General features: G+C 64.0%; 20 protein-coding genes. 4 read left to right on the top strand and 16 right to left on the bottom strand.

Translation table 11 applies throughout. The features are described 5' to 3' along the window. The first annotated feature begins 193 nt into the window (after window positions 1-193). On the top strand, window positions 194-658 hold the full coding sequence (locus tag OIN59_RS23990; protein WP_274114546.1) for a GFA family protein: 465 nt from the start codon (window positions 194-196) through the stop codon (window positions 656-658). Between the two features lie 174 nt (window positions 659-832). Continuing rightward, complete coding sequence (locus tag OIN59_RS23985) at window positions 833-1,165, top strand: hypothetical protein (RefSeq protein WP_274114544.1); 333 nt, start codon at window positions 833-835, stop codon at window positions 1,163-1,165. Window positions 1,166-1,341: 176 nt separating this feature from the next. On the opposite strand, the gene OIN59_RS23980 is transcribed toward OIN59_RS23985, so the two are convergent. From OIN59_RS23980 to OIN59_RS23955, 6 genes are all read right to left on the bottom strand, one after another. Continuing rightward, window positions 1,342-2,229, bottom strand: a complete 888-nt coding sequence (locus OIN59_RS23980) for an alpha/beta fold hydrolase (protein WP_274114542.1) — start codon at window positions 2,227-2,229, stop codon at window positions 1,342-1,344. 494 nt (window positions 2,230-2,723) lie between these two features. Then, window positions 2,724-3,542 (bottom strand): alpha/beta fold hydrolase, encoded by an 819-nt coding sequence (locus tag OIN59_RS23975; RefSeq protein WP_274114540.1) that lies wholly within the window; start codon window positions 3,540-3,542, stop codon window positions 2,724-2,726. Window positions 3,543-3,644: 102 nt separating this feature from the next. Next, the gene (locus OIN59_RS23970) at window positions 3,645-5,144 is read right to left on the bottom strand and encodes a carotenoid oxygenase family protein (RefSeq protein WP_274114538.1); all 1,500 of its coding nucleotides are present in this window, start codon (window positions 5,142-5,144) and stop codon (window positions 3,645-3,647) included. A 20-nt stretch (window positions 5,145-5,164) separates the two neighbouring features. Then, window positions 5,165-5,584: a DUF2141 domain-containing protein gene (locus OIN59_RS23965; RefSeq protein ID WP_274114536.1), complete on the bottom strand. Its 420-nt coding sequence runs from the start codon at window positions 5,582-5,584 to the stop codon at window positions 5,165-5,167. Between the two features lie 35 nt (window positions 5,585-5,619). Next, entirely contained in the window at window positions 5,620-6,045 is a 426-nt protein-coding gene (locus tag OIN59_RS23960; RefSeq protein ID WP_274114534.1) for a hypothetical protein, read from the bottom strand. Window positions 6,046-6,276: 231 nt separating this feature from the next. Next, window positions 6,277-6,975 carry a class I SAM-dependent methyltransferase gene (locus OIN59_RS23955; protein WP_274114532.1) on the bottom strand — a complete coding sequence of 233 codons (699 nt, stop codon included), beginning with the start codon at window positions 6,973-6,975 and terminating at the stop codon, window positions 6,277-6,279. Between the two features lie 135 nt (window positions 6,976-7,110). On the opposite strand from OIN59_RS23955, the gene OIN59_RS23950 reads away from it, so the two are divergent. Together OIN59_RS23950 and OIN59_RS23945 are read left to right on the top strand one after the other, a co-directional pair. Continuing rightward, window positions 7,111-7,992 carry a LysR family transcriptional regulator gene (locus OIN59_RS23950; RefSeq protein WP_274114530.1) on the top strand — a complete coding sequence of 294 codons (882 nt, stop codon included), beginning with the start codon at window positions 7,111-7,113 and terminating at the stop codon, window positions 7,990-7,992. 497 nt (window positions 7,993-8,489) lie between these two features. Beyond that, window positions 8,490-8,744 carry a glutaredoxin family protein gene (locus OIN59_RS23945; RefSeq protein ID WP_274114528.1) on the top strand — a complete coding sequence of 85 codons (255 nt, stop codon included), beginning with the start codon at window positions 8,490-8,492 and terminating at the stop codon, window positions 8,742-8,744. Here OIN59_RS23945 and OIN59_RS23940 read toward each other — a convergent pair whose 3' ends face one another. The 10 genes from OIN59_RS23940 to OIN59_RS23895 form a co-directional block, all read right to left on the bottom strand. Then, window positions 8,745-9,212: a DM13 domain-containing protein gene (locus OIN59_RS23940; protein ID WP_274114526.1), complete on the bottom strand. Its 468-nt coding sequence runs from the start codon at window positions 9,210-9,212 to the stop codon at window positions 8,745-8,747. It lies immediately after the preceding gene. Between the two features lie 41 nt (window positions 9,213-9,253). Next, window positions 9,254-10,120, bottom strand: a complete 867-nt coding sequence (locus OIN59_RS23935) for an alpha/beta fold hydrolase (protein ID WP_274114525.1) — start codon at window positions 10,118-10,120, stop codon at window positions 9,254-9,256. A 44-nt stretch (window positions 10,121-10,164) separates the two neighbouring features. Next, window positions 10,165-11,331 (bottom strand): ABC transporter substrate-binding protein, encoded by a 1,167-nt coding sequence (locus tag OIN59_RS23930; RefSeq protein ID WP_274114523.1) that lies wholly within the window; start codon window positions 11,329-11,331, stop codon window positions 10,165-10,167. 101 nt (window positions 11,332-11,432) lie between these two features. Beyond that, on the bottom strand, window positions 11,433-13,577 hold the full coding sequence (locus tag OIN59_RS23925) for a D-(-)-3-hydroxybutyrate oligomer hydrolase (protein ID WP_274114521.1): 2,145 nt from the start codon (window positions 13,575-13,577) through the stop codon (window positions 11,433-11,435). Between the two features lie 93 nt (window positions 13,578-13,670). Then, window positions 13,671-14,744, bottom strand: a complete 1,074-nt coding sequence (locus tag OIN59_RS23920; RefSeq protein WP_274114520.1) for a branched-chain amino acid ABC transporter permease — start codon at window positions 14,742-14,744, stop codon at window positions 13,671-13,673. 16 nt (window positions 14,745-14,760) lie between these two features. After that, on the bottom strand, window positions 14,761-15,747 hold the full coding sequence (locus tag OIN59_RS23915) for a branched-chain amino acid ABC transporter permease (RefSeq protein ID WP_274114518.1): 987 nt from the start codon (window positions 15,745-15,747) through the stop codon (window positions 14,761-14,763). Window positions 15,748-15,862: 115 nt separating this feature from the next. Then, complete coding sequence (locus OIN59_RS23910) at window positions 15,863-16,603, bottom strand: ABC transporter ATP-binding protein (RefSeq protein ID WP_274114517.1); 741 nt, start codon at window positions 16,601-16,603, stop codon at window positions 15,863-15,865. Then, window positions 16,600-17,394: an ABC transporter ATP-binding protein gene (locus OIN59_RS23905; protein ID WP_274114516.1), complete on the bottom strand. Its 795-nt coding sequence runs from the start codon at window positions 17,392-17,394 to the stop codon at window positions 16,600-16,602. The genes OIN59_RS23910 and OIN59_RS23905 overlap by 4 nt, the downstream gene beginning before the upstream one ends. Before the next feature lie 82 nt (window positions 17,395-17,476). Further along, window positions 17,477-18,961, bottom strand: a complete 1,485-nt coding sequence (locus OIN59_RS23900) for an extracellular catalytic domain type 2 short-chain-length polyhydroxyalkanoate depolymerase (protein WP_274114514.1) — start codon at window positions 18,959-18,961, stop codon at window positions 17,477-17,479. Between the two features lie 185 nt (window positions 18,962-19,146). Further along, entirely contained in the window at window positions 19,147-20,340 is a 1,194-nt protein-coding gene (locus tag OIN59_RS23895; RefSeq protein WP_274114513.1) for a substrate-binding domain-containing protein, read from the bottom strand. Window positions 20,341-20,365 lie beyond the last annotated feature (25 nt).

The raw sequence follows: 20,365 nt of genomic DNA, 5'->3' as shown, positions 1-20,365 counted from the left end.
AAACCCCGCAGGCGTCAACGAGGCAAACTATAGCTCGCTATCAATCAGGGCCCAGGCACTCAGCCAGTAGGTATTGGCCTGTTAGGCAGCGGGTAGCGAATGAACGGCAGCTATTGGAGGTGTGTTGCCCAACGTCGGGTCAGGGCCCAATACAGTCATCTCCAGACGCGCACTTTGTAGGTGAGAATGAGGAATGACCGATAGCAATCTCCCAGAACGGCCCTTGTATGAAGCCGCATGTCATTGCGGTACTGTGCGTTTTTCATTGCGTTTAAGAGATGGCCTGAAAACAGCCCGTAGATGCAACTGCTCCTATTGTCGGATGCGAGGGGCAGTAGCGGTATCAGCCAACCTAGACGATATTCAGGTCACGCATGGTAGTGAAGAGCTCACCCTGTATACGTTTAATACGGGAGAGGCCAAGCACTATTTCTGCTCAAAGTGCGGCATTTACACCTTCCACCAGCGTCGCTCAGCGCCAGACCAATACGGAGTCAATGTGGCGTGTATCGAAGGGATGAGTCCTTTTGACTTCGCAGAAGTGCCAGTCAACGAAGGCAAAACACATCCGAAAGACCGAATTGGAGGAGGCTCTGCGATTGCAGGATGGCTTAGATACGAAGCCAACCCCGAATCCCGCGAGAGAGCCTCTGGGTAGCAAGTTCTGCGTCCGGCTGTGGCCGTTTTTGCCCCACGGCGAGACACACTAGCGGTCGTTGATGCGCGTTAACAGAAGCCTATTTCAATCTTGAGCAACACTTCCAGCATTACAGTGCAATTTAAGAGAGACCGCACAGACGCTCTCGTACGCGAGCGCTTCAATTCGTATTTCATGAGCGACGCAAAATGGGTTCGTTTGCTCGAAGCACTTGTCGGCGTTCGTTCTCTCTTCGAACTCTGCAAAGTAAAACTTGTGTGGGATGAATCCACGAGAGACATGTGGATTCCTTCATCCAGTTCGCTCGGCTTTTCTTACTACCGGAGTTCGATGGAGGGAATGATCTCTGGGACACCGCGCGGTTTTTATAAGTACAAAGAGGTGGAGTGGATTGAGCTTTCTGCAGAGGGCGAGAATGCTGAATCCATCGTCCTCAAACTGAAGGCTATTGGTAATTTCGAGCTGGAGCGCAGTGACAAAGGGATAAAGCTCTACGCCTATCGCTGACGCAGTCACTCCACCGACTCTGAAAAAATTCATCGGGAAAAAGCCTATCGCACAGCGAAGTCCAGGCCTCCCCTTTGTGCGAAACGTTGACAATCGGCCTCTTCAACCTGCATCCACAAGTACTGTTGAAAGCAGGCGTAGACCAGCCAAATCGCCGCTGTGGAACTGCGGCTTGCCTACGCTACGTTCGAACGCGCATTCAGCCAAGCCACAACATCCCCCGTCACTTCATCCCGATTCGTCTCATTCAAGATTTCATGCCGCGCCGCCGGGTACAGCTTGACCGTGACATCGGCCACACCGGCATCCCGATACCGCTGCCCCAGTTGCTCCAACAAGACCCCGCCTGCGGCCAGCGGGTCTGCGTCGCCGGACGCGATCAGGATGGGCAGGTCGCTGCGGATGCGCGCGAGTTGTGCAGGGTCGGCCAGCCGGGGCGCGGGGGCGAAGAGTGAGGGGATCACATCGGGTGGCACGTCCCAGCCGCACCACGGGTCTGCCACGTAGGCGTCCACCTCTGCAGCGTCGCGCGACAGCCATTCGTAGCCGGTGCGGTGCTCAAAGCCTGCGTTGAATGCCGCGAGCCCGGCGGGCGCGTCGGCGGGGGCGTTGGCCATGGCGGCGGCGAACAGGTCGAGGGTGGTGGAGCCTGACAGGATGACGCCGGACCAGGTGGATGAGTGGTCCAGGATGGCCGCCTGCGCAGCGAACGAGCCCATGGAGTGGCCGAACAAAAAGAGCGGAAGCTGCTGCTGCCCATGCTGCGCACGCAGCAGTGCTCCGAACTGGGCCACATCGGCAATGAGCCCGTTGAACCCAGCGGCGCCAAAGTCTCCCAACCGGCCATCGGCGGTGCGCCCGTGGCCGCGATGATCGACTGCGTGGACGATGAAACCTGCGGCGTTCAACGCCTTCGCAAAACGGTCGTAGCGCTCGCCGTGCTCGGCAAGCCCGGGAGAGATTTGCACGACACCAACAGGTTGGCCGGGGGTTTCGGCCCAGGTGTAGGTGGTCACCCGGGTGCCGTCTGCATTGGATTGGAAGGAGGAGGTCGATGTGCTCATCGTTTCATTCTGGCACGGTGATCTGGTCCTTGTGTCGCGGGTGCATCACCCCCGGCCAGCCCTACCCTTTCAGAGATCATGAACTCCAAACCGTTGCCTGCAGGCTCTCCACCATCCCCTGCTGGTTGGCCGTCTGCCTGCTGCGAAATTCGGTTGGGGTGCACCCGGACTGCTGCTCGTGCGCCATGCGCAGCCGCGTCAGCAACGTGTAGAGCTGGTAGCGCAACAAGGCATGGGCGTGCAGCGATGCGGCGCAGGAAGACGCGTTCTGGGGCCGGTGATTGCCCATCCCTAACAGCGCAGGCGCCCCGCCAGCTTGGGCGGCGCACGCGGGCACTCTTTGAGTCAAATTGGCACCTAGCGCCCATCCACATTGCCTATTTAGCTATTTAATTGATAGCAATCAATTCATCTCTCCGTGGCGCACGGCCCGCGCCTGACGCGTGATGGCCCACAGCGGCTCCCCCCGCCATGGCGACATCTGGTACAGGCGGCTACTGCGCCTTGTGCACATCGCGGGATGCGCGAGCGGCCCGCACCGCGTCCCGGATCGCGCTGACCACCGCCTCGGGCTTCTCCAGCGGGACACCGTGGCCGCTGTCCACCCACACCTGGGTGGAGCCTGGGTACAGGTGCGCGATGTCGGCCCGCTTTCGGTTGGCATCATCGGCCACCGCAGAAGGCGCACCTGTGGCGCGCAGTGCGCTGAGCACCCACACGGGCACGGACGGGTCCACTGGCAGGTTGGACACCTGGTTGCCTGTTGCGTCCAGCGCTGCCAGCTCCTGCTTGGCCGTGTCCGATGTGGTTGCGCGGAACACCACCTTCAGCCACGTGGGCCAGTTCTCCGGGTTGCCCGCACCCTTAACCTGGTCGGGGTGGGTGGAGTCAACCAACACCAGTGCAGCCACCTCGCCGGGGTATTTGCGCGCGAACAACTGCATATACAGGCCGCCCAGAGAATGCCCCACCAGAACATACGGCGGGGGCAGATTGCGAGCCCGCAGCAACGCCCTCAACTCGTCCACCACCTGCGCACCGTCGCGCGGCGACAGGGGCGCATCGCTGTGACCATAGCCCGCGCGGTGGTAGGCCAACGAACGGGTTTCGGCCACCGTGTCGGGCCAGACCTTGGCCCACCAGTCCAACGTTGCACCCAGCCCGTTTTCGAACACGACCACCGGTGCACCTTGGCCCGCCTGCACGTATTCCACCTTGCGCCCATCCACCCTGTCGGTGGTCGTCCCTGGCACTGTCGCGCAGCCGCTTAGAGCCAGCGCCAGCAGCAGGCTGGCCCAGTGCCAGCTTTTCATTTTTTCTTGTCCCTATTTCTATTTGTCTGTTGGTGCAAAATGGCCGCGCTCGCGGCAGCAGGCCAGGCTAGGCTTGATGAGGGCGCGCAAAACCAGTATCTGTCAGGCAGCCACAAAAGCACCGTGAAGCCCCAAAGGCAGTGCATACGGCAGGACGGCCTGGGCCACGGGGCCTTCTGTCAGCGCATCCGCAGCAAAACACGACAGCACGGTTTTCTTCTGCGCGTAGTCCAGGTGGGTACCGATCACCCAGCCGGGAGCGCGCCCATCGGGCACCCACACATGTTCTTCCACGATCGTCTCGGACCCGTGGCTGAAGCGACGGGAGACTCCGGTTTCCACATGCGTGGCCGCCACGGCGCTCCACAGCGGCAAGCCCCCGGAGGTTTTGGTGGCGTGTATCACGTGACGATGCCGCAGCCCGACATGGCGCGGATGGACGTGTGGAAACTCCGCCTCCACGCCCAGGTCTGCCTGCGTTGCCTTGCCTGTGCGCAGGTGCAGACGTGCAACGGTCAACACAGGGCCTGCCGTCCCCGCCAGACGAGCGCGCATCACCTCGCGCGTATCCTTGAAAAGACCCGATGCATCGTCAGCGCGGGCATAGTCCAGGTGGATCACCGTGCCGGTGGTGGTTTCTTCTTCCCACGCATTGCCTATGTGAAACAGAAAACCGGTGGGCAACGACAGCGTCTGTTGCTGCTTCCAATCGTGCTTGTTCACCACCAACACGCGCATCCCCAGCTCCGGGCGCCAGACGTAGGAATCCAGCATGCTCGCACCGGCTGACCTGCGCTGCGCGTCGTATACCAGCGGTGGCAACAAGAACACCAGGTGCTTGGCCGTCATCGCAAAGTCATGAACCATCGGAATGTTGCTGACAGGAAACGCATCGGCACGTCGCAGCACGCCACCTGGTCCGATCTCATACAGCAGCAACAACCCCGCGTGCGGGTGGACGCCAAAGTTCCAGATCGTGCCGTCGGCCGCCACCCGTGGGTGGGCCGAGAACGGCGCACCCGCCAAATCCGGGCGCCAGGTCTTGAGCCCCCGGGTCTCCAGCGACTGAGGGTCCAGACGTGTAGCAGAGCCCCCTTCCCACAACGCCAGCACGTCGCCGCCCACGGGCAGTACGCTGATGTTGGCGGCATTCATGCTGTCGGGCGAACTGGGTTCATCCCTGCCTTCAAACACCGTGCCAAAGCCCTCGGTAAGACGGCGCCCGGCGTTGACCTCTGCCATGCGCTTGCTGGTTGCCACATAGCGGCCCTGATGGTGAACCGTGTGGCCCTCGATCACAAAGCGATGGGCCATCCCATCACCATCAAACCAGTGCTGGTTGCGCTCCCCACCCAAATCGTGCCCCGCAGGGCCGATGCGGTACAGCGTGCCGGTCACTGCATCCGGAAACCGCCCACGCACCCGGGTAGCCGTCAGCGGCAGGTCTGCGGGCGCCGTCGCAAATGCCGACTTCCAGGGCGCACTTGACGCATCGAACTGCGCCTGCCAGCCGGTGGGAGTCTTTGCCTGCGCGCCCCAGTGCGCCAGCAAGGGAGCACCACCCCCGGCCACTAGTCGCTGCAGCAGATCACGTCGTTTCATGAGAATTCCCTCCAAGATATTCAACGCAGCTGAACGGTGATGCTGGTGCTGCCACCATCCAGCTGCACCGCAGCCGCATCAAACGTGGGCGGCCCCATGCGGCCCCGGGCGTTGTTAGAGAACCCATAACGCTCGGTGGGCAGACCCAGCAGATTGGTATCGAGCTTGGCGTTACCGTTCTCGTCTGCAAAAGATTTGACTGCATAGCGCCCAGCAGGCAAGCCACTGAACACCAGCTGCGCAGCCCCGTCATGCAACTCGACCTTGTGCGACGCCACTGCCTGGCTGTTGGCAAACGCATCGGCGGTGTCGAACAGAGCCAGGTAAAGCGTGGCGGGCGCGGCGGGGCCGTTAATCACGGCGACTTTGAGGTCTGCGGCGCTGGCCAGCGGGGGTAGCAGCGTGGCTGCGAGCGAAAAGAAGATCGACGTCCACTTCATGTGATGTCTCCGTAGTGAGGGTTGACCCGCAACGTTCAGCAGCGTCCCGCCGTGCGCAGCAGCGCATTGCACTCTTTGCCCGCACTGCGGCCCCGCTGCTCTGCGGCCGCCGCTGGTGCCGGGTTACCGCTGTTGCCCGGGCTACCCACCATGGCTGTGCAGATGGCGTCGGAATGGGGTGTTTGCCCAAAGCTCATGGCTTTTTGAAAGCCCGTCGCGCCGTACAGGTAGCACCGGTAGGTCGCGCCGTCGCGGGTGTTGACGGTGTAGTTGATGCGGCCGCCGGTTTCCTCCTGGCGGTCGGTGATGGTGAACTGGCCCGCAGTCCGCCCTATGGCTTGCGCGGTGCGCTGCTCCAGGCCCGCCTGGTCGAGGGTGGAGGCGCATCCGGTGAGCAGCGCCACGGTCGCCACGATGCCAGCGACGGGGATGAGGGATAGCGGGTAGTTGCGAGTTTTCATGGTGGGAGTGGCAGTCATGGGAGGTAGGAAGTCAGCGGGCAAAACAGGCTCTGCAAGGAGGGTGGTGATGACAGCGCAGCCAGAGCAGAGCAGCGCTGAAATGAGCAAGTGGCAAGACGGACTCCTTGGGTTAACGGGATGAACAAACGATTCGACAGCGCCCCATGGGCAACACTCCGCCCTGCGGCCGCTGTGGGGCCGCCAGCAAGGGATGCAGGGGTGGGAGAAGAATCAGCCCGGTTTGCGGGCCACGACAAAGGCGCGGATATCTTTGCCGCGCGTGCCATGCCGCTCGGCGCAAAAGATCTGCAGGCCCTGCTGCACCATGGCCGCCCGCAGCCGCTGTTCGTCAAAGCACAGCACCGGTGGGGCCTTGCCGATGGCGCGCATCAGGGGCACGGCGAGGTAGGGGATCAGCGGGTTCATCTCGGCAACACATGCCGTCTTGGAGATCAGCAGCCCGCCCGGCCGCAGCACCTGCACCACCTGCTTGAGCGCTTCGTCCAGGTCGCTCATCAGGTGCAACACGTTGAAGGCCAGCACCGCGTCATACGCCCCTTGCCCCAAGGCCGCAGTCTCGGCGTCGGCCACGGCAAAACTCAGTTGCGGCGAGGGCTGCGCGGCCAGCCGCTGGTGGGCAATGGCGATCATCTGGGGCGAGACATCGGTGGCCAGCAAGCTCCGGGTGAAAGGTGCCAGGCGCAGCGCCGTGCTGCCCGTGCCACAGCCAATCTCCAGCACGTCATGCTGAGTAGACAGCAAGCCCTGAACGCGCCGCAATGTGGCCTCATACCCCGCCAGGTCAGCAATGGGGTCGGCAGCGTACTTGGGTGCGATGCGGTCCCAGAACCGCGCTTGGGACGCCACAGCCGAACGGGCCGCCGCAGAGGGTGAAGCACTGGAGACAGGAGCAATGGCAGGAGAAGACATGGGGTACGGACCGTATGAAGTGCGGAGGCCGCGAGGCAGTAAAGCGCAGAAGTGCAAAGAGCAACACCCGGATGCTATCCATGCATTGAAGCGCAGGAAATTGCGGTAAATTGCAGCGAACATATACGTTTATGCATGGATAACCTCGACTGGAATCAGCTAAAGGCGTTTTTGCAAACCGCGCAGACCGGCTCGCTGTCTGCCGCCGCCCGCAAGCTGGGCCTGACCCAGCCCACCCTGAGCCGACAGGTGGCCGCCATTGAGCAGCAGATGGGCGTGACCCTGTTCGAGCGCGTGGGCAAGGCCATGGTGCTCACGCCCACCGGGCTGGACCTGCTGGAGTACGCCCGCGCCATGGGTGCTGCCGCAGAGGCCTTGGGCCTGGCAGCCAGCGGGCGGTCGCAGGCCGTGGGGGGCGTGGTGTCGGTGTCGGCCAGCGACGCCGTGGCCGCCTACCTGCTGCCTCCCATCGTGCAGCGCCTGCGCGTGCAGGAGCCAGGCATTGCCGTCGAGGTGATTTCATCCAACGCACTGAGCGACCTGCTGCGCCGCGAGGCCGACATTGCCATCCGCCACGTGCAGCCCGAGCAGCCGGACCTGATCGCCCGCCTGGTGCGCGAGGCCCGGGCCTGCTTTTATGCGTCTGAGGCCTGGGTCCAGGCCCACGGCCATCCGCGCAGCGCAGAGGATGCAGCGCACCTGCCGTTTGTGGGCTCAGACCGCAACGGCCAGTACCTTGCCTACCTGCGCCAGTACGGCTTGAACCTGAGCGAAGACAACTTCAGCTGCTACTCCGACCACACCGTGGCCCACTGGGCGCTGGTGCGCCAGGGCATGGGCATTGGCGCCATGATGGACGAGATCGCCCGCGAAACCCCGGACATGGTCCGCGTGCTGGACGACGTGACGCCGGTGCGGTTTCCCATCTGGCTCGTCTCACACCGCGAACTGCGCACCTCGCGGCGGATTCGGGTGGTGTTTGAGGCGCTGGCCGAGGGGTTGGCAGGCAAGGGCTGAGAGCAGGCGATGGGCGTACCGCCCTACCCTGCGCAGTGCGCTGCTGCGCGGCGATGAACCGCGCTGCCTGCCCCAGCGAAGCCAGCGCTTCGTCCAGCACGGGCGCAAACAGCTGCCAGCAATGCACCATGCCCATCTCGGCAAGCTAGCCGTTATAGATGGCGATTTGGATTTGGCGAGGGCGGAGTTTGAAGTGGCGTTGACACTTCACGAGTCGATCGATTATTTGCCTGGGGTCGCAGCCACACGGAGTGAGATGCTGCGCCTAGATCAAGCCGAAACAGACGCACAGGGCTGTTGACCCGGGAGGTGCTGACAGCATGGCCGGGCCGCCCCAATGCCTGCGCGCTGGTGTGACACACAGGCGAATCCCATCTTCATGCCAAATGGCCCGCCAGCGCTTTCCACAAGCCGATAGTCGATATCAAAAACATAGCATGGCGGGGTGGATGCAGGTGGACGATGGCGAGCATGGTGCGGCCCCGTAAACTCGCACCATGACCTTTCAAATCACCGTGTATTCCAAGTCCGCCTGCCCGCAATGCGAGTCGGCCAAGATGCTTCTCAAGTCGCGCTCGCTGCCCTACGAGGAAATCAAGATCGACGACGAGGCCGAGCGCCTGGCGTTTTATGCCAAGTGCGGGCCCTCGGTGCGGCAGATGCCGCAGATTTTCATCAACGACCAGCGCGTAGGTGGCCTGGCCGGGTTGCAGGCGGCGTTGGCGCAAATCGCCCCGCAGAGCCCGGCTTGATTAGCGGTACTGCGCAGCGGTGATGAACTGGCCGAAGGTTTCGCACCATACGATCACGGTGTTGAACCGTGCGGGGTCCACGCCCTGCGGCACCGCAACGATGAAATTGTTGAACGTCTTCACATCCCCCACGCGCAGCATTTGCGGCTTGAGGCGACTGAAGTCGGCCTCTGTCTCCACAAACGCGGGCGACAGATAGAGCTTGTAGTCCGGCCCCGGTGCCAGCTTGCCCGCCAGGCCGATGGCTTGCGGGCCAATGGAGACCACGCCCTCGCCCCAGTGCAGGGCGTCGCTGTCCTTCAGGTCACGGCGAAAGGTGGCCTTCCATTGCGCCGTGAGCACGCTTGCCTGGACCTCCTGCAACGTGGGGGCTGCAGGCGCGATCAGGATCGGCAAGCAGTACACACCCGCCGCAAACCCCACGGCCAGGGTGAGCAGGTGCGAAGCGATGAACAAGAGCGGTTTCATGGCGGTAGGCAAAAAGTGATGCCAATGTACCGCCAGCCACCTTACCCCGCCCGCGCCAAAAACCCGTCCACCAGTGCGTAATGCTCGGGCACGTTCAGTGCTGGCGCATGGCCGCAGCCGGGCACCTCGACCACCTGAGCCAGGCCCCGGGCACCGGGGCCGCGTATCAGCATTTCGGCCGCGACCTCGGGGAGCACCAGGTCAGACTCGGCCCCGCGCAGGCACAACACGGGGATGTCGAGCGCGTCGTAGTGGTCCCAGATCAGGTAGTCGTTGGCGTGGTGCGTGAACTGCTGCACCATGGCGGGGTCGTAGTGTGGCGTCACACGGCCGTCGGGCAGGCGGCGTGTGCTGCTCTCGGTCAGCAGGCGCCATTGCGCATCACTCAGCCAGCCGTACGGCTTGTACACCTGCCGGAAGAACACCTCCAGCTCCATCACCGAGTCAAACGCGGGCGGGTTGCCTGCGTAGGTCTTGATGCGCTCCAGCGCGGCGTCGGCCAGGCGGGGGGCGTTGTCGTTGAGCAGCAGGCTGGCGATGCAGCCCTTGAGCTGCGGCTCGAACAGGCCCGAGGCGCACACGGTGCCAATGGCGCCGCCCATCGACGTGCCCACCCAGTGCGCCTTCTCGATACCCAACTGGTCAAACAGGCCGGCCGCAATGCGCGCGTAGAACGACAGGCGGTATTCGTCCAGCGGCGCGCGCGCCCACTGGCTCAGGCCCCGGCCCAGGGTGTCGGGGCAGATCACGCGGTAGCGCGGGGCCAGGTGTGCGGCCAATTCGTCCATGTCGCGCCCTGTGCGCGCCAGGCCGTGCCATGCAATCACCACGGGGGCATCGCGCGCGCCCCACTCCATGTAATGGATTTCATAGCCAGCGCAGGTGGCATAGCGCGAGGTGGGGGACATGATGGCGACCTTGTGGGACTGAGAAAATGAAGAGGATCGGCGGCTCACTTCATGAGGCGGCCATTGCTGCCAATGACGGTGACCTCAACATAGCGCGAGCCAATGCGGTTGGTGGGCGAGTAGCTCAGCGTGATACCGCCGAGGTCATAGCTTTGCAGCGACTCCAGCGCCTTCACGACCTTGGCGCGTGTGGGTGCAGGCCCGGCGCGGCGCAACGCCTCGACGAGCACCTTGGCACCCAGGAACTGCTCGAAGCTGGTGTAGTTGACCTCGGCCTCGGGCGCGTACTTTTTGAGCAGTGTTTGATATTCACGCACCACCGGCAGCTGAGGCCGGTAGGGGTATGGCACTACCTGGCTGATGCCCAGGCCATGCGCGTTCTTCAGGCCCGCGAGCTTGACCAGCTCGGTCGGGTCCACCACCGAGATGTTGTACAGCTGCGCGCCGCCGCCCTGCTCGCGGTAGCGCTGGATGAAGGCCGCAGCAGGCTTGTTCACCGCGATCATGATGACTGCATGCACATCGGTGGCCTTGATGGCCTTGACGGCGTCATCCACCTTGTCGGTGTTGCGTTCATAGCCTGCAGACACGACCAGCTTGAGGTTGCGCTTGGCGAGGGCCGCCTCCACACCCGCCAGGCCCGCTTTGCCAAATCCATCATCCTGGTACATCACTGCCACACGGTTCATGCCCAGGGTGGTGAGCTGCTGCACCATGTGCTCGGTTTCGTCCACATAGCCCGCGCGCACATGAAAGATCCAGGGGTTGAAGGGGTTGCGCAGCGACTCACCCCCTGTATAGGGCGCCACCAGCGCGGCGCCGCCCTGCTCCAGCACGCCGTCGGCCAGCAGTTGGGTGATGTTGGCCGTGCCCGCAAAGCCGTACAGTGCCACCACCTCGGGCCGGGCCAGCATTTCGCGGGTCCGCGCTACGGTGTCTGCGACCTTGTAACCATCGTCGGCCACCGCATGGCGAATGCTCGCGCCGTGCACGCCGCCTTGTGCGTTGACCCAGTCAAAGTAAATCTTGCCGCCCAGCACCATCTGCGCCCCGGTGCTGGCCAGCACACCCGACAGCGGGGCCACCTGCCCCACTACCACCTCGGCAGCCCGCGCGGGCGCCGCCACCCCTGCGGCCACTGCCACGGCCAACGCTCCACTCACCCCCAGGGTGGCCGACGCGCGGCGCACCCACATCTTCACAGCGTTCATTGCATCCATCCTTGTTTTGACTACACCTTGATTGGCCCGGAGCCCACGCACATGGGGTGCGCAAGCCGCCGGGTAGTTGTGTCCGCCGCAGGGCGTGTGGGTCAGTCAGGGATAGAAATGGCTCCGGCTGTGATGGCGATGGCGTTGGCAGCCGCAGGCGTGGTAGCCAGCGCAGGCACATTGGCGGCCGTGATGGCCGGGGCGCTGCCCGGTGTGCCACCGCGTGGCACCGTGCGCACGACCTGGCTGCCCGGCAGGGCCTTGCCGTTTGCGAGGTGGTCGTACACCGCATCGAGCGCGTGGTTCAGGTACACGTGCAGCGGCACATAGCGCGTGTCATAGCCCGGCAGCACCGTGGGCAGGCCGATAAAGCTGTCGAAGTGCTGGGCGTTGGCCACCTCCACATAGCTGAGCTTGCTGGCGGCGCCTTCGACCTTCTTGTTCAACGCAGCGTAAGGGCGCGAGGTATGGCTCACGGGCAGCAGCGCATCGGCGCGGCCGTGCACGATGACCGTGGGCTTGCCGCGCAGGTTGCCGCTGCGGCGGGTTTCGTCCACGCCCGCCTGCAGCTTCTTGGCTGCAGCGTCATTGCCGGTGACGAGGTTGCGCAGGCACAGGGCGCCAGCCGTGTTCCAGTCGGCCACACCGGCGTCCGACACGGACATGAAGTCACGCGCCGGGCCCAGCTTGCCCAGGTTGTTGACCAAGTTGATGCCGCCCGATGGGGGCACGCCGTTGCCCGTGGCAAACATGCCCACCAGCGCAGCAGGCGCCAGCGGCGTCACCGCACCCGCAGCCGTGGTACTGGCGTAGCTGAAGCCGCACAGGTGGTCCTTCACGCTGGCGCGCGACAGGCTGTTGGCAAAGGTCACCGACACGGCAGGAGCCACTTCAAACGCAGCCAGCGACGCATGCAGGTCGTTCGATTCGGGCTCCCAGCCGTAGGCGCGCAGCTTTTGCAGGGCCTCTTCGGCCTGGGTGGCCGTGGTGGTTGCCGTCAGCAAACCCGCTGTCTTGAGCGACGCGCAGCGGTTGGGTGCAATGGGCAACGCGGCACTGGCAAACCCGGCCGCGAACGCTGCGGCAAAGGGACTGGTGCTGACCGAGGGCGCCAGCGATGCACAGGCCTGGTACAGGTTGGCGTAGGTGGTGAAGTCCACCAGCGTCTTGCCAGTGACGGCCACCTCGGTGCTGCCACGGCGCACGGTGACACCGGGGTTGGCGGGCAGCTCCAGCGCGGGCTCGGACACGGCCACACCGCTGATAAGGCCCTGGGTGTCCAGCTCGGCCGCGGCAATGGCGGAGCCACCGCCGTTGGAGATGCTCGATGCAATCACGATGGTGTTGGCCGGGGTCAACGTCTTCAGGCGCTGGCCCGCTGCATCGGTGCTGCCATAACGCTGGTTGAGCACGTAGTAGCCGAACTCCACCGCCTGCAGCGTGGTGGTTCCCCAGTCCTTCTCCGCGTTCTGGCCCGAGTGGGCGTGCTTGAAAGCAAAGCGGTTGGGTGTGGCGGTGTTGAAGGCCGCCAGCTCGGTGGCCGTGAGGCCCGCGTTGAAGGCTGCGGCCTTGCCCGCAGCGGTGGCCGCGGTGCGTGTGCCGTCGATCAGCGGCACGGTGTCGTTCTGCAGATCGTGCGGCGCACCGCCGGTGCCCTTGTCGGAGTAGGCCACGGCGCAGCCGCGTTTGAGGCCCCACTCGCCCGTGGAGATGCCGCCATACACCCCGCGGGAGCCCGAGGCCGTGGCGGTGATCATGCAGGGCTTCTTGGGATCGAAGCTGGCAGGCACCTGCACCATGAGGGTGACGTTCTTGCGGCCTGTGCCGTCGTCAGCAAACGCGATGTACTCGGTGCCCGCCACCTTGCCCTCGCCGGTGGTGACCTTGCCTTGCGCATCCACCCTGGGGCCATAGAGCGTGCCGTAGCCGCCTGCGGCCGTCATGTCGAGCATGGCGCGGTAGTTGGTGTGGATGGCCGTGCGGCGCAGCTCGGCCGCCGTGGGCTTGAGCGGGTCGGCATAAGCCGGTGGCACGGCTGCGGCCAGGCCGGTGGCGCCCAGGCCAGCGGTCAGCAAGTCGTTGCTGGTGCCGTCGTACGTGGCCTCGCTGATCGTGCCCAGGTAAGCGGGCTTGGTGTTGGGTGCGGCGCTGTCGCCATCACTGCCGCCGCAGGCAGCCAACACGGCCGCAGCCAGCGCTGCGGGTACGAAAGGACGAAAACGCGGGTTCTTCATGCTCATCTTCATGTGCTTGTCTCCTGGAGTTTTTTCTTTGCGTCTTGTTGCACAGCTCACCCACACACCCTGGCCACGCCGGTCACCCGGCGTGGCCGGGGCCACTCACCCCGCCTTGCGCGCAGCTGCCGCGCGCAGGCGCCCCACCACACCGGTGGGGAAGTAATAAACGGACAGAACAAACAGCACGCCCAGCCACAGCAACCAGCGGTCGGGCGACAGCAAGGCCGACAACCAGGGCAGACCCGACGTGGCTTCGCTGCCCAGGCGCAAAAGGTCTTGCAGGTAGCTTTGCGCCACCAGAAACAGCACAGCGCCGATGGCCGAGCCGTAGATGGTGCCCATGCCACCGATCACCACGATGAGCAAGCAGTCCATCATGATTTCGAAGCTGAGCGAGGTATCTGGCCCGTTGTAGCGCAGCCAGAGCGCCAGCATCGCACCCGCCATGGTGGCGAACAGCGCCGACAGCACGCTGGACGTGGTGCGGTACACCACCACACGGTAGCCAATGGCTTCGGCGCGGAACTCGTTCTCGCGGATGGCCTGGAGCACGCGGCCGAACGGCGAGTTGACGATGCGCAGCAGCGCCAGCACGAGCGCCACCGCCGCGACGAACAGCAGGTAGTAGCAGATCAGCCGCCCGTCGATGGTCACGCCCAGAAAGGGATCGTCAAACGGCTCAAAGCTGGGCGACAGGATCTCGGGTACCTTGAAGGTCAGGCCGTCCTCGCCACCCGTGATGTCCGACAGCTGCGAGGCCAGCGTCTGAAACGCAGCCGCCACCGCCAGCGTGATCATGGCGAAGAAGATGGCCCGCACGCGCAGCGAAAAGAGCCCCACGGCCAGGGACAGCAACAGCGAAAGCACCAGCGCCCCGGCGAGCCCCACCAGCAGAGCAGACCATGTAGGCCCCATGCGTGTGGTGGCCACGGCAATGCCATAGGCGCCGATGCCAAAGAACATGGTGTGCGCAAAGCTCACGATGCCGGTGTAGCCCAGCAGCAGGTCAAAGCTGGCGACCAGCACCACAAAGATCAGCACCTTGGCCGCCACGGACAGCGCCTTGACACCAGGAAACAGAAACGGCGCCAACGCCAGGCCCAGGAAGATGGCCACAAGGATCACCGCGAGCACCTTGCTGCGCGGGTAGTCGCCGGAGAGAAGTCGGTTCAGCATGTTGTTGGGCTCCTCTTCAACGGTTGGCGACCGGGTAGACGCCTTGCGGACGCCACAGCAAGATCGCGACCATGAGGGCAATGTTGGAGAACAGCGCCACCTTGGGCACCAGAAAGCCGGTGTAGTTGGCCATCAGCCCCACCAGCAGCGCGCCGATGAGCGCCCCGCCCGTGCTGCCCAGGCCGCCGATGATGATGACGATGAAGATCAGGACGTTGACCTGCGCGCCCATCTGCGGCACCACGTTCTGCTGGTACAGGCCCCACATCACGCCGCCCAGGCCCGCCAGGGCCGAGCCCACCACGAACACACCAATGAACAGGCGGCGAATGCGATAGCCCAGGCTCTCAACCATCTCGCGGTCTTGCACGCCCGCACGGATCAGCAGGCCGACCTTGGTGCGCGACAGCGTCCAGGCCAGAACGCCAAACACCAGCAGGCCCACGGCCACTGCCACCAGGCGGTACTTCTCGATGGCGGCATCGCCGATGAGCAACGACCCGCGCATGCCCTCTGGCAAAGGCAGCGGGATCTGCGCGGGGCCCCAGATGACCTTGATGAGTTCTTCACCAATGATCATGCCGCCCATGGTGATGAGGATCTGCTTCAGGTGTTGGCCATACACGGGCCGCACGATGAAACGCTCGAACGCCAGGCCCACGGCGCCCGCCACGGCCATGGCCACCAGCATGGCGGGCAGCACGGCCAGCAGGTTGCGCCACAGCTCGGCGCTCTGGGTGTAGTCGGTCATGCTGCCCAGCACGCTGGTGGCCACAAAGGCGCCCAGCGCAATGAACACGCCATGCCCAAAGTTGAGCACGTCCATGAGGCCAAACACCAGCGTGAGGCCCGAGGCGATGATGAAGATGATCATGCCCATGGCCAGCCCCGCCACCGTGAGCGTGAGCCAGGTGCTGGGCGAGCCGATGAAGGGCAGCACCAGCAGCGCGAGCGCAGGCACCAGTGCCAGCGGCTTCCAGTCGAAATCGCGGGTGATGCTCATGCCCAACCTCCAGCGGCTGCCGCCGCACAACGCACATTAGCTACATATTTAATAGCTGCCAAGGCAATAGATACCGGCGCCACTGCCCCAAAAGGCCTCAAATTTTTCCAACCACTCATAGCGCCAACCCCAGCAGCGAGCGCTGCAGTTCTTCGTCCTGCGCCAGCGCGGCCATGCTGCCCGCATGCACCACCTGGCCGTTGTCCATCACGGCCACGGTGTCACCGAGCCGCTTCGCAAAGTTGATGTTCTGCTCGACGAGCAGGATGGTCACGCCGCTCTTCTTGAGCTGGTCGAACGCGTCGATCATGTTGTTGATGATGGCGGGCGCCAAGCCCTTGCTGGGCTCATCGACGATGAGCAGGTCGCGCGGCTCGACGATGGCGCGGCTCACGGCCACCATCTGCTTTTGCCCGCCGCTGAGCTTGCCGGCGGGGTGGTTCCAGAACTTCTCCACGGCAGGGAAGAGCTTGAAGATCCACTGCAGGCGCTCCTGGTCCATCTGTGTGGCGTTGCTCGCGCTGCGCGCGGCCAGCAGCATGTTCTCCTTCACCGTGAGGTCGGCAAAGATGCCCATGTTCTCGGGTACGTAGGCGATGTTCAGGCCTGCGATGGCGGGGGTGTTCATCGCGGTGATGTCTTTGCCGCCAAAGTGGATGGAGCCTTGCGACGCATGCCACAGGCCCATGATGGTGCGCAGCGTGGTCGTCTTGCCCGCACCGTTGCGGCCCAGCAGCATGGTGAGCTGGCCCTTGGGCACGGCAAGGTCTACGCCGTGCAGGATGTGGTACGCCCCGATGTGGGTGTGCACGCCCTTGAGTTCGAGCAGGTTGGGGGTTGCAGTCGTCGTGCTCATGCGGCCTCCTTCTCTGCGTCCTTGTCAGCGTCCTTGCTGACGCCCAGATAGGCCTCTTGCACCACGGGCGATGCGATCACCTCGGCCGGTGGGCCGTCGGCCACCAGCGTGCCGTTGGTCAGCACGATGATGCGGTCGGCCAGTTCGCGCACCACGTCCATCTTGTGCTCCACCAGCAGGATGATCTTGGTCTTGTCCTTCTTCAGCTCGCGGATCAGGTTCAGGATCACGGGCGCCTCGTCATGGCTCATACCAGCCGTGGGCTCGTCGAACATGTAGACCTGCGGCTCCAGCGCCATGAGCAGCGCCACTTCGAGCTTGCGCTGGTCGCCATGCGGCAGGCTGGCCACGGGCGTGTCGGCCCGGTCGGTCATGGCTACGGCCTGCAAGATCACACGGGCGCGCTGGGTGAGCGCATTGTGGTCGCTCCAGATGCTCCACAGGTTCATGCCCCGGCGGTGCTTGCCCTCTTGCGTGGCCTGCACGGCCAGGCGCACGTTCTCCAGCACGCTGAGGTTGGGGAACAAGTTGGTGAGCTGGAACGCCCGGCCCAGGCCCGCATGCGTGCGTGCCGAGACGGACTGGCCCGTAAGGTCCTGCCCGCCCAGCGTCACGCTGCCGCTGGTGGCCTTGAGTTGCCCCGAGATCAGGTTGAAGTAGGTGGTCTTGCCCGCGCCATTGGGGCCCACGATGGCGGTCAGCGTGCCGGGCTCGAAAGAGCAGGTCACGCCGTTGACCGCCACGTGGCCGCCGAAGCGGATGGTCAAGTCCTTGGTGGCCAAGGTGCTCATGGGTGGGGGTTCACTTTCACGGTCTGAGTCAATCGATGGAATGGGTGGGGCGCCCTGCCCTGCGGCAGCGCGCCCCGGCACTTTAAGGACAAGTGCCGATCACGTAGTAGCCGGGGCTGGTCTGCTTGAGCGTGGTCGTCACGAACACGTTCCACCAACCCATGCCCTGGTTGGAACCCAAGGCATACGCAAAACCGGCATAGGCATAGGCCCGACCCGCAAGGGTATGCGCATAGTTGCTGGCCGTGGTGCAGGTGCCCGTGCTGCCACCCGATGCAGCCAGCGTGGTGCCCGAGGCAGCGGCAGACGTTGCACCCTCGGCACCGTTGGCATCGGCAGCGCGCACGGTCCAGCTGTAGGTGGTGGAGGCGGCTAGGCCGGTGTCGGTATAGCTCGTGGCAGTCACAGGCAGCGCGTTGACCTTGTTGGCGTTGCGGTACACGTTGTAGCTGGCAGCGCCGGTGACGGCGGCCCAGCTAATGGCCATGCTGCTGGCCGTGGCGCCCGAGGTGCTCACGCCCGTGGGGGCTGGCAGGGCGACAGGGTCTGGGGGCGTGGTGCCGCCGGTGCCGCTGGAGATGCGGTCCACCATGGCCTTGACGGCGGCCATCTGCGGGCCGGACTTCTTGGAATAGTTGGCGCTGTCATAGCCCCACCAGTCCCAGCAGCTGTTGGTGGCGGCGGTACTGGTCTGCGGGTACAGCATCACGATGTTGTTGCTGTCAGCCCAGCGGTTGTAACCGGTGTTGCGCACGTACTGCTGCTGCACATCGCTGATGTTCTGCTTGCAACCATGCAGCACCACGTGCAGCTTGCAGGTGGCAGTGCCACCGGCCTGGCAGGCCTGGGGCACATAGGCCCAGCCCGTGGTGGCCATGCCATGGTTGGTGATGAATTCGCTCTGGTTGAACTCGATGTAATTGCCGGTGGGCAAGGTCGCGTTGTTGCGTGCGTTCAACGTACCGTACAGGTGCTGCAGCATCGCACCGGCCAGGTCGAAGTTGCAGTCGCTGATGTAGGGCGCGCCCTTGGTGGAGCAGGCATTGCCATAGTCGTCCGTCACCATGGCGTGTTCGGCCGCGATGTCTTTCTTGTAGACCACGTTGGCCGCTGGCACGAAACTGTTGTAGTAGGTGCGCAGCGCGTCCATCACACCGGTCTTGACCACACTGTCGAGCGTGCCAGAGAACAGGTAGACCTTGGAGCCCTGCAGGTTGGCCACAGGGTCGATGGCGCCCTGGCTGGCCCAGGTGTTGGTGGTGCTCACCAGCGTGCTGGTGGGAATGCCCGCGGGGCTGGCCATGCAGCGCCCGGTGGCGTTGACGACCGAACCCTCGGCGCAATAGAACGGGCCGCCCGCGACCACCCCCGCACCCTTGGCAAACGTGGCCGAGTACGCCACGTGCAGCTGCACGGCCATGAAGCCGCCCGATGACAGGCCCGATACCGTGGTCTGTGTCTTGTCGATCTTGAGTGCTGGCAGGTTGACGGCAGCGTAGACACTGCCCACGCCGCACAGTGCCATCGCAGCCCCTGCTGCGGCCGCCCGGATGAAATTGAAAGCCATGTTGTCTTGTCTCCAAATAATTTTTGAGAAAAACCGACCCAGCCCCCGTGTAGACCCGGGGGTTCATGCATCAATTCACTGGAAAAAGAGGGGCGGCCGCCCCTGCGGGATGGACCCCGAAGGAGCAGGACGGTGGTCCTGTCCGACGGGCCTCGCTAACTCGCTATCGGAATCGAAAGACCGGCTTATCGCTTGTTGCGAATCGGCACGTTCATTTCTTCAGGCTTGATCTCGCGCACCAGCTCGGGCACGCCCCAGGCGAAGGCCGGGTCCACCTTGATCTTGAAGTGGTACATGCTCTGCATGGCCTGGTGGTCTTCCTTGCGGAAGGTCATCTTGCCCTTGGGGGTCTCGAAGCTCATGCCCTCCATGGTCTTGATGAGCTTGTTGGTGTTGGTGTCGCCACCCGTAGCCTTGAGTGCAGTGACCAGCGCCATGGCCGAGCTGAAGCCGCCTGCGGTGAAGAAGTCTGGCGGGGTCTTGAACTCCTTGTAGTGCGCGGCCACCAGGGCTTCGTTCACGGGGTTCTTGGGGATGCCAAAGTAATAGTACGTGGCGCCTTCCATGCCGGGGAAGTTCTTGTACGCAGCCATGGCAGGCAGGATGTTGCCGCCCGTGGCGATCTCAATGCCGTAGCGCTTCAGGTCCATGTCGGCGATCTTGAACGGGTTGCCCGCGCCGGCCCAGATGATGAAGATGACCTTGCGACCGGGCACGTCCTTGAGCTTGTCGATCAGGCGCTGGGCACCGGCGGTGAAGTCGGTGGTGGTGGTGGGCAGGTACTCCTCATGGGCGAGCTTGGCGTTCTTGAGCGCGTCCTTGAAAGCCTTCACACCGTCGCGGCCAAAAGCATAGTCTTGCGCCAGCGTGGCCACCGTCACGCCAGCCTTGTCAATGGCAACGGCGTTGGAGATGGCGTCCTGGCTGCTGTTGCGGCCGGTGCGGAAGATGTACTTGTTCCACTTGTCGCCGGTAATGGCGTCAGCCACGGCGGGCTCGACCAGCAGGATCTTCTTGTATTCCTCGGCCACGGGCAGCAGGGCCAGCGCCACGCCGCTGGACGTTGGGCCCACGGCAATGTCGGCCTTGTCATCCGAGTAGGCCGAGGCCAGCAGGCTCTTGCCCAGGTCGGGCTTGCCCTGGTCGTCCTTTTCGATGACCACAAGCTTCTTGCCATTGACGGTCATGCTGCCGCCAGTGGCGTAGTTCAGGCCCATCATCAGGCCCGTTTGAGTCTGCTTGCCGTAGGCCTCCAGAGGGCCTGTCTTGCTGTAGACGTGGGCAATGCGGATTTCACCGGTCTGCGCGAACGCGGGGGCAGAAAGTACGGCGGCGGTAACGGCTGCGGAAGCGAGGGCGACCAGAGTGCGACGGTGCATGGCGATGTCTCCTGTTGTGATGCCT

The organism is Acidovorax benzenivorans (assembly GCF_028680575.1).
Lineage (GTDB): Bacteria > Pseudomonadota > Gammaproteobacteria > Burkholderiales > Burkholderiaceae_C > Acidovorax > Acidovorax benzenivorans.
This window is presented reverse-complemented; position numbering and strand designations above follow the sequence as displayed.

Coding starts and splice junctions, on each gene's coding strand:
- OIN59_RS23970 (WP_274114538.1), bottom strand. CDS start 5,144: ATGAAACGACGTGATCTGCTGCAGCGACTAGTGGCCGGGGGTGGTGCT.
- OIN59_RS23975 (WP_274114540.1), bottom strand. CDS start 3,542: ATGAAAAGCTGGCACTGGGCCAGCCTGCTGCTGGCGCTGGCTCTAAGC.
- OIN59_RS23935 (WP_274114525.1), bottom strand. CDS start 10,120: ATGTCCCCCACCTCGCGCTATGCCACCTGCGCTGGCTATGAAATCCAT.
- OIN59_RS23985 (WP_274114544.1), top strand. CDS start 833: ATGAGCGACGCAAAATGGGTTCGTTTGCTCGAAGCACTTGTCGGCGTT.
- OIN59_RS23940 (WP_274114526.1), bottom strand. CDS start 9,212: ATGAAACCGCTCTTGTTCATCGCTTCGCACCTGCTCACCCTGGCCGTG.
- OIN59_RS23980 (WP_274114542.1), bottom strand. CDS start 2,229: ATGAGCACATCGACCTCCTCCTTCCAATCCAATGCAGACGGCACCCGG.
- OIN59_RS23990 (WP_274114546.1), top strand. CDS start 194: ATGACCGATAGCAATCTCCCAGAACGGCCCTTGTATGAAGCCGCATGT.
- OIN59_RS23955 (WP_274114532.1), bottom strand. CDS start 6,975: ATGTCTTCTCCTGCCATTGCTCCTGTCTCCAGTGCTTCACCCTCTGCG.
- OIN59_RS23925 (WP_274114521.1), bottom strand. CDS start 13,577: ATGAAGATGAGCATGAAGAACCCGCGTTTTCGTCCTTTCGTACCCGCA.
- OIN59_RS23950 (WP_274114530.1), top strand. CDS start 7,111: ATGGATAACCTCGACTGGAATCAGCTAAAGGCGTTTTTGCAAACCGCG.
- OIN59_RS23910 (WP_274114517.1), bottom strand. CDS start 16,603: ATGAGCACGACGACTGCAACCCCCAACCTGCTCGAACTCAAGGGCGTG.
- OIN59_RS23930 (WP_274114523.1), bottom strand. CDS start 11,331: ATGAACGCTGTGAAGATGTGGGTGCGCCGCGCGTCGGCCACCCTGGGG.
- OIN59_RS23965 (WP_274114536.1), bottom strand. CDS start 5,584: ATGAAGTGGACGTCGATCTTCTTTTCGCTCGCAGCCACGCTGCTACCC.
- OIN59_RS23945 (WP_274114528.1), top strand. CDS start 8,490: ATGACCTTTCAAATCACCGTGTATTCCAAGTCCGCCTGCCCGCAATGC.
- OIN59_RS23895 (WP_274114513.1), bottom strand. CDS start 20,340: ATGCACCGTCGCACTCTGGTCGCCCTCGCTTCCGCAGCCGTTACCGCC.
- OIN59_RS23905 (WP_274114516.1), bottom strand. CDS start 17,394: ATGAGCACCTTGGCCACCAAGGACTTGACCATCCGCTTCGGCGGCCAC.
- OIN59_RS23920 (WP_274114520.1), bottom strand. CDS start 14,744: ATGCTGAACCGACTTCTCTCCGGCGACTACCCGCGCAGCAAGGTGCTC.
- OIN59_RS23960 (WP_274114534.1), bottom strand. CDS start 6,045: ATGAAAACTCGCAACTACCCGCTATCCCTCATCCCCGTCGCTGGCATC.
- OIN59_RS23915 (WP_274114518.1), bottom strand. CDS start 15,747: ATGAGCATCACCCGCGATTTCGACTGGAAGCCGCTGGCACTGGTGCCT.
- OIN59_RS23900 (WP_274114514.1), bottom strand. CDS start 18,961: ATGGCTTTCAATTTCATCCGGGCGGCCGCAGCAGGGGCTGCGATGGCA.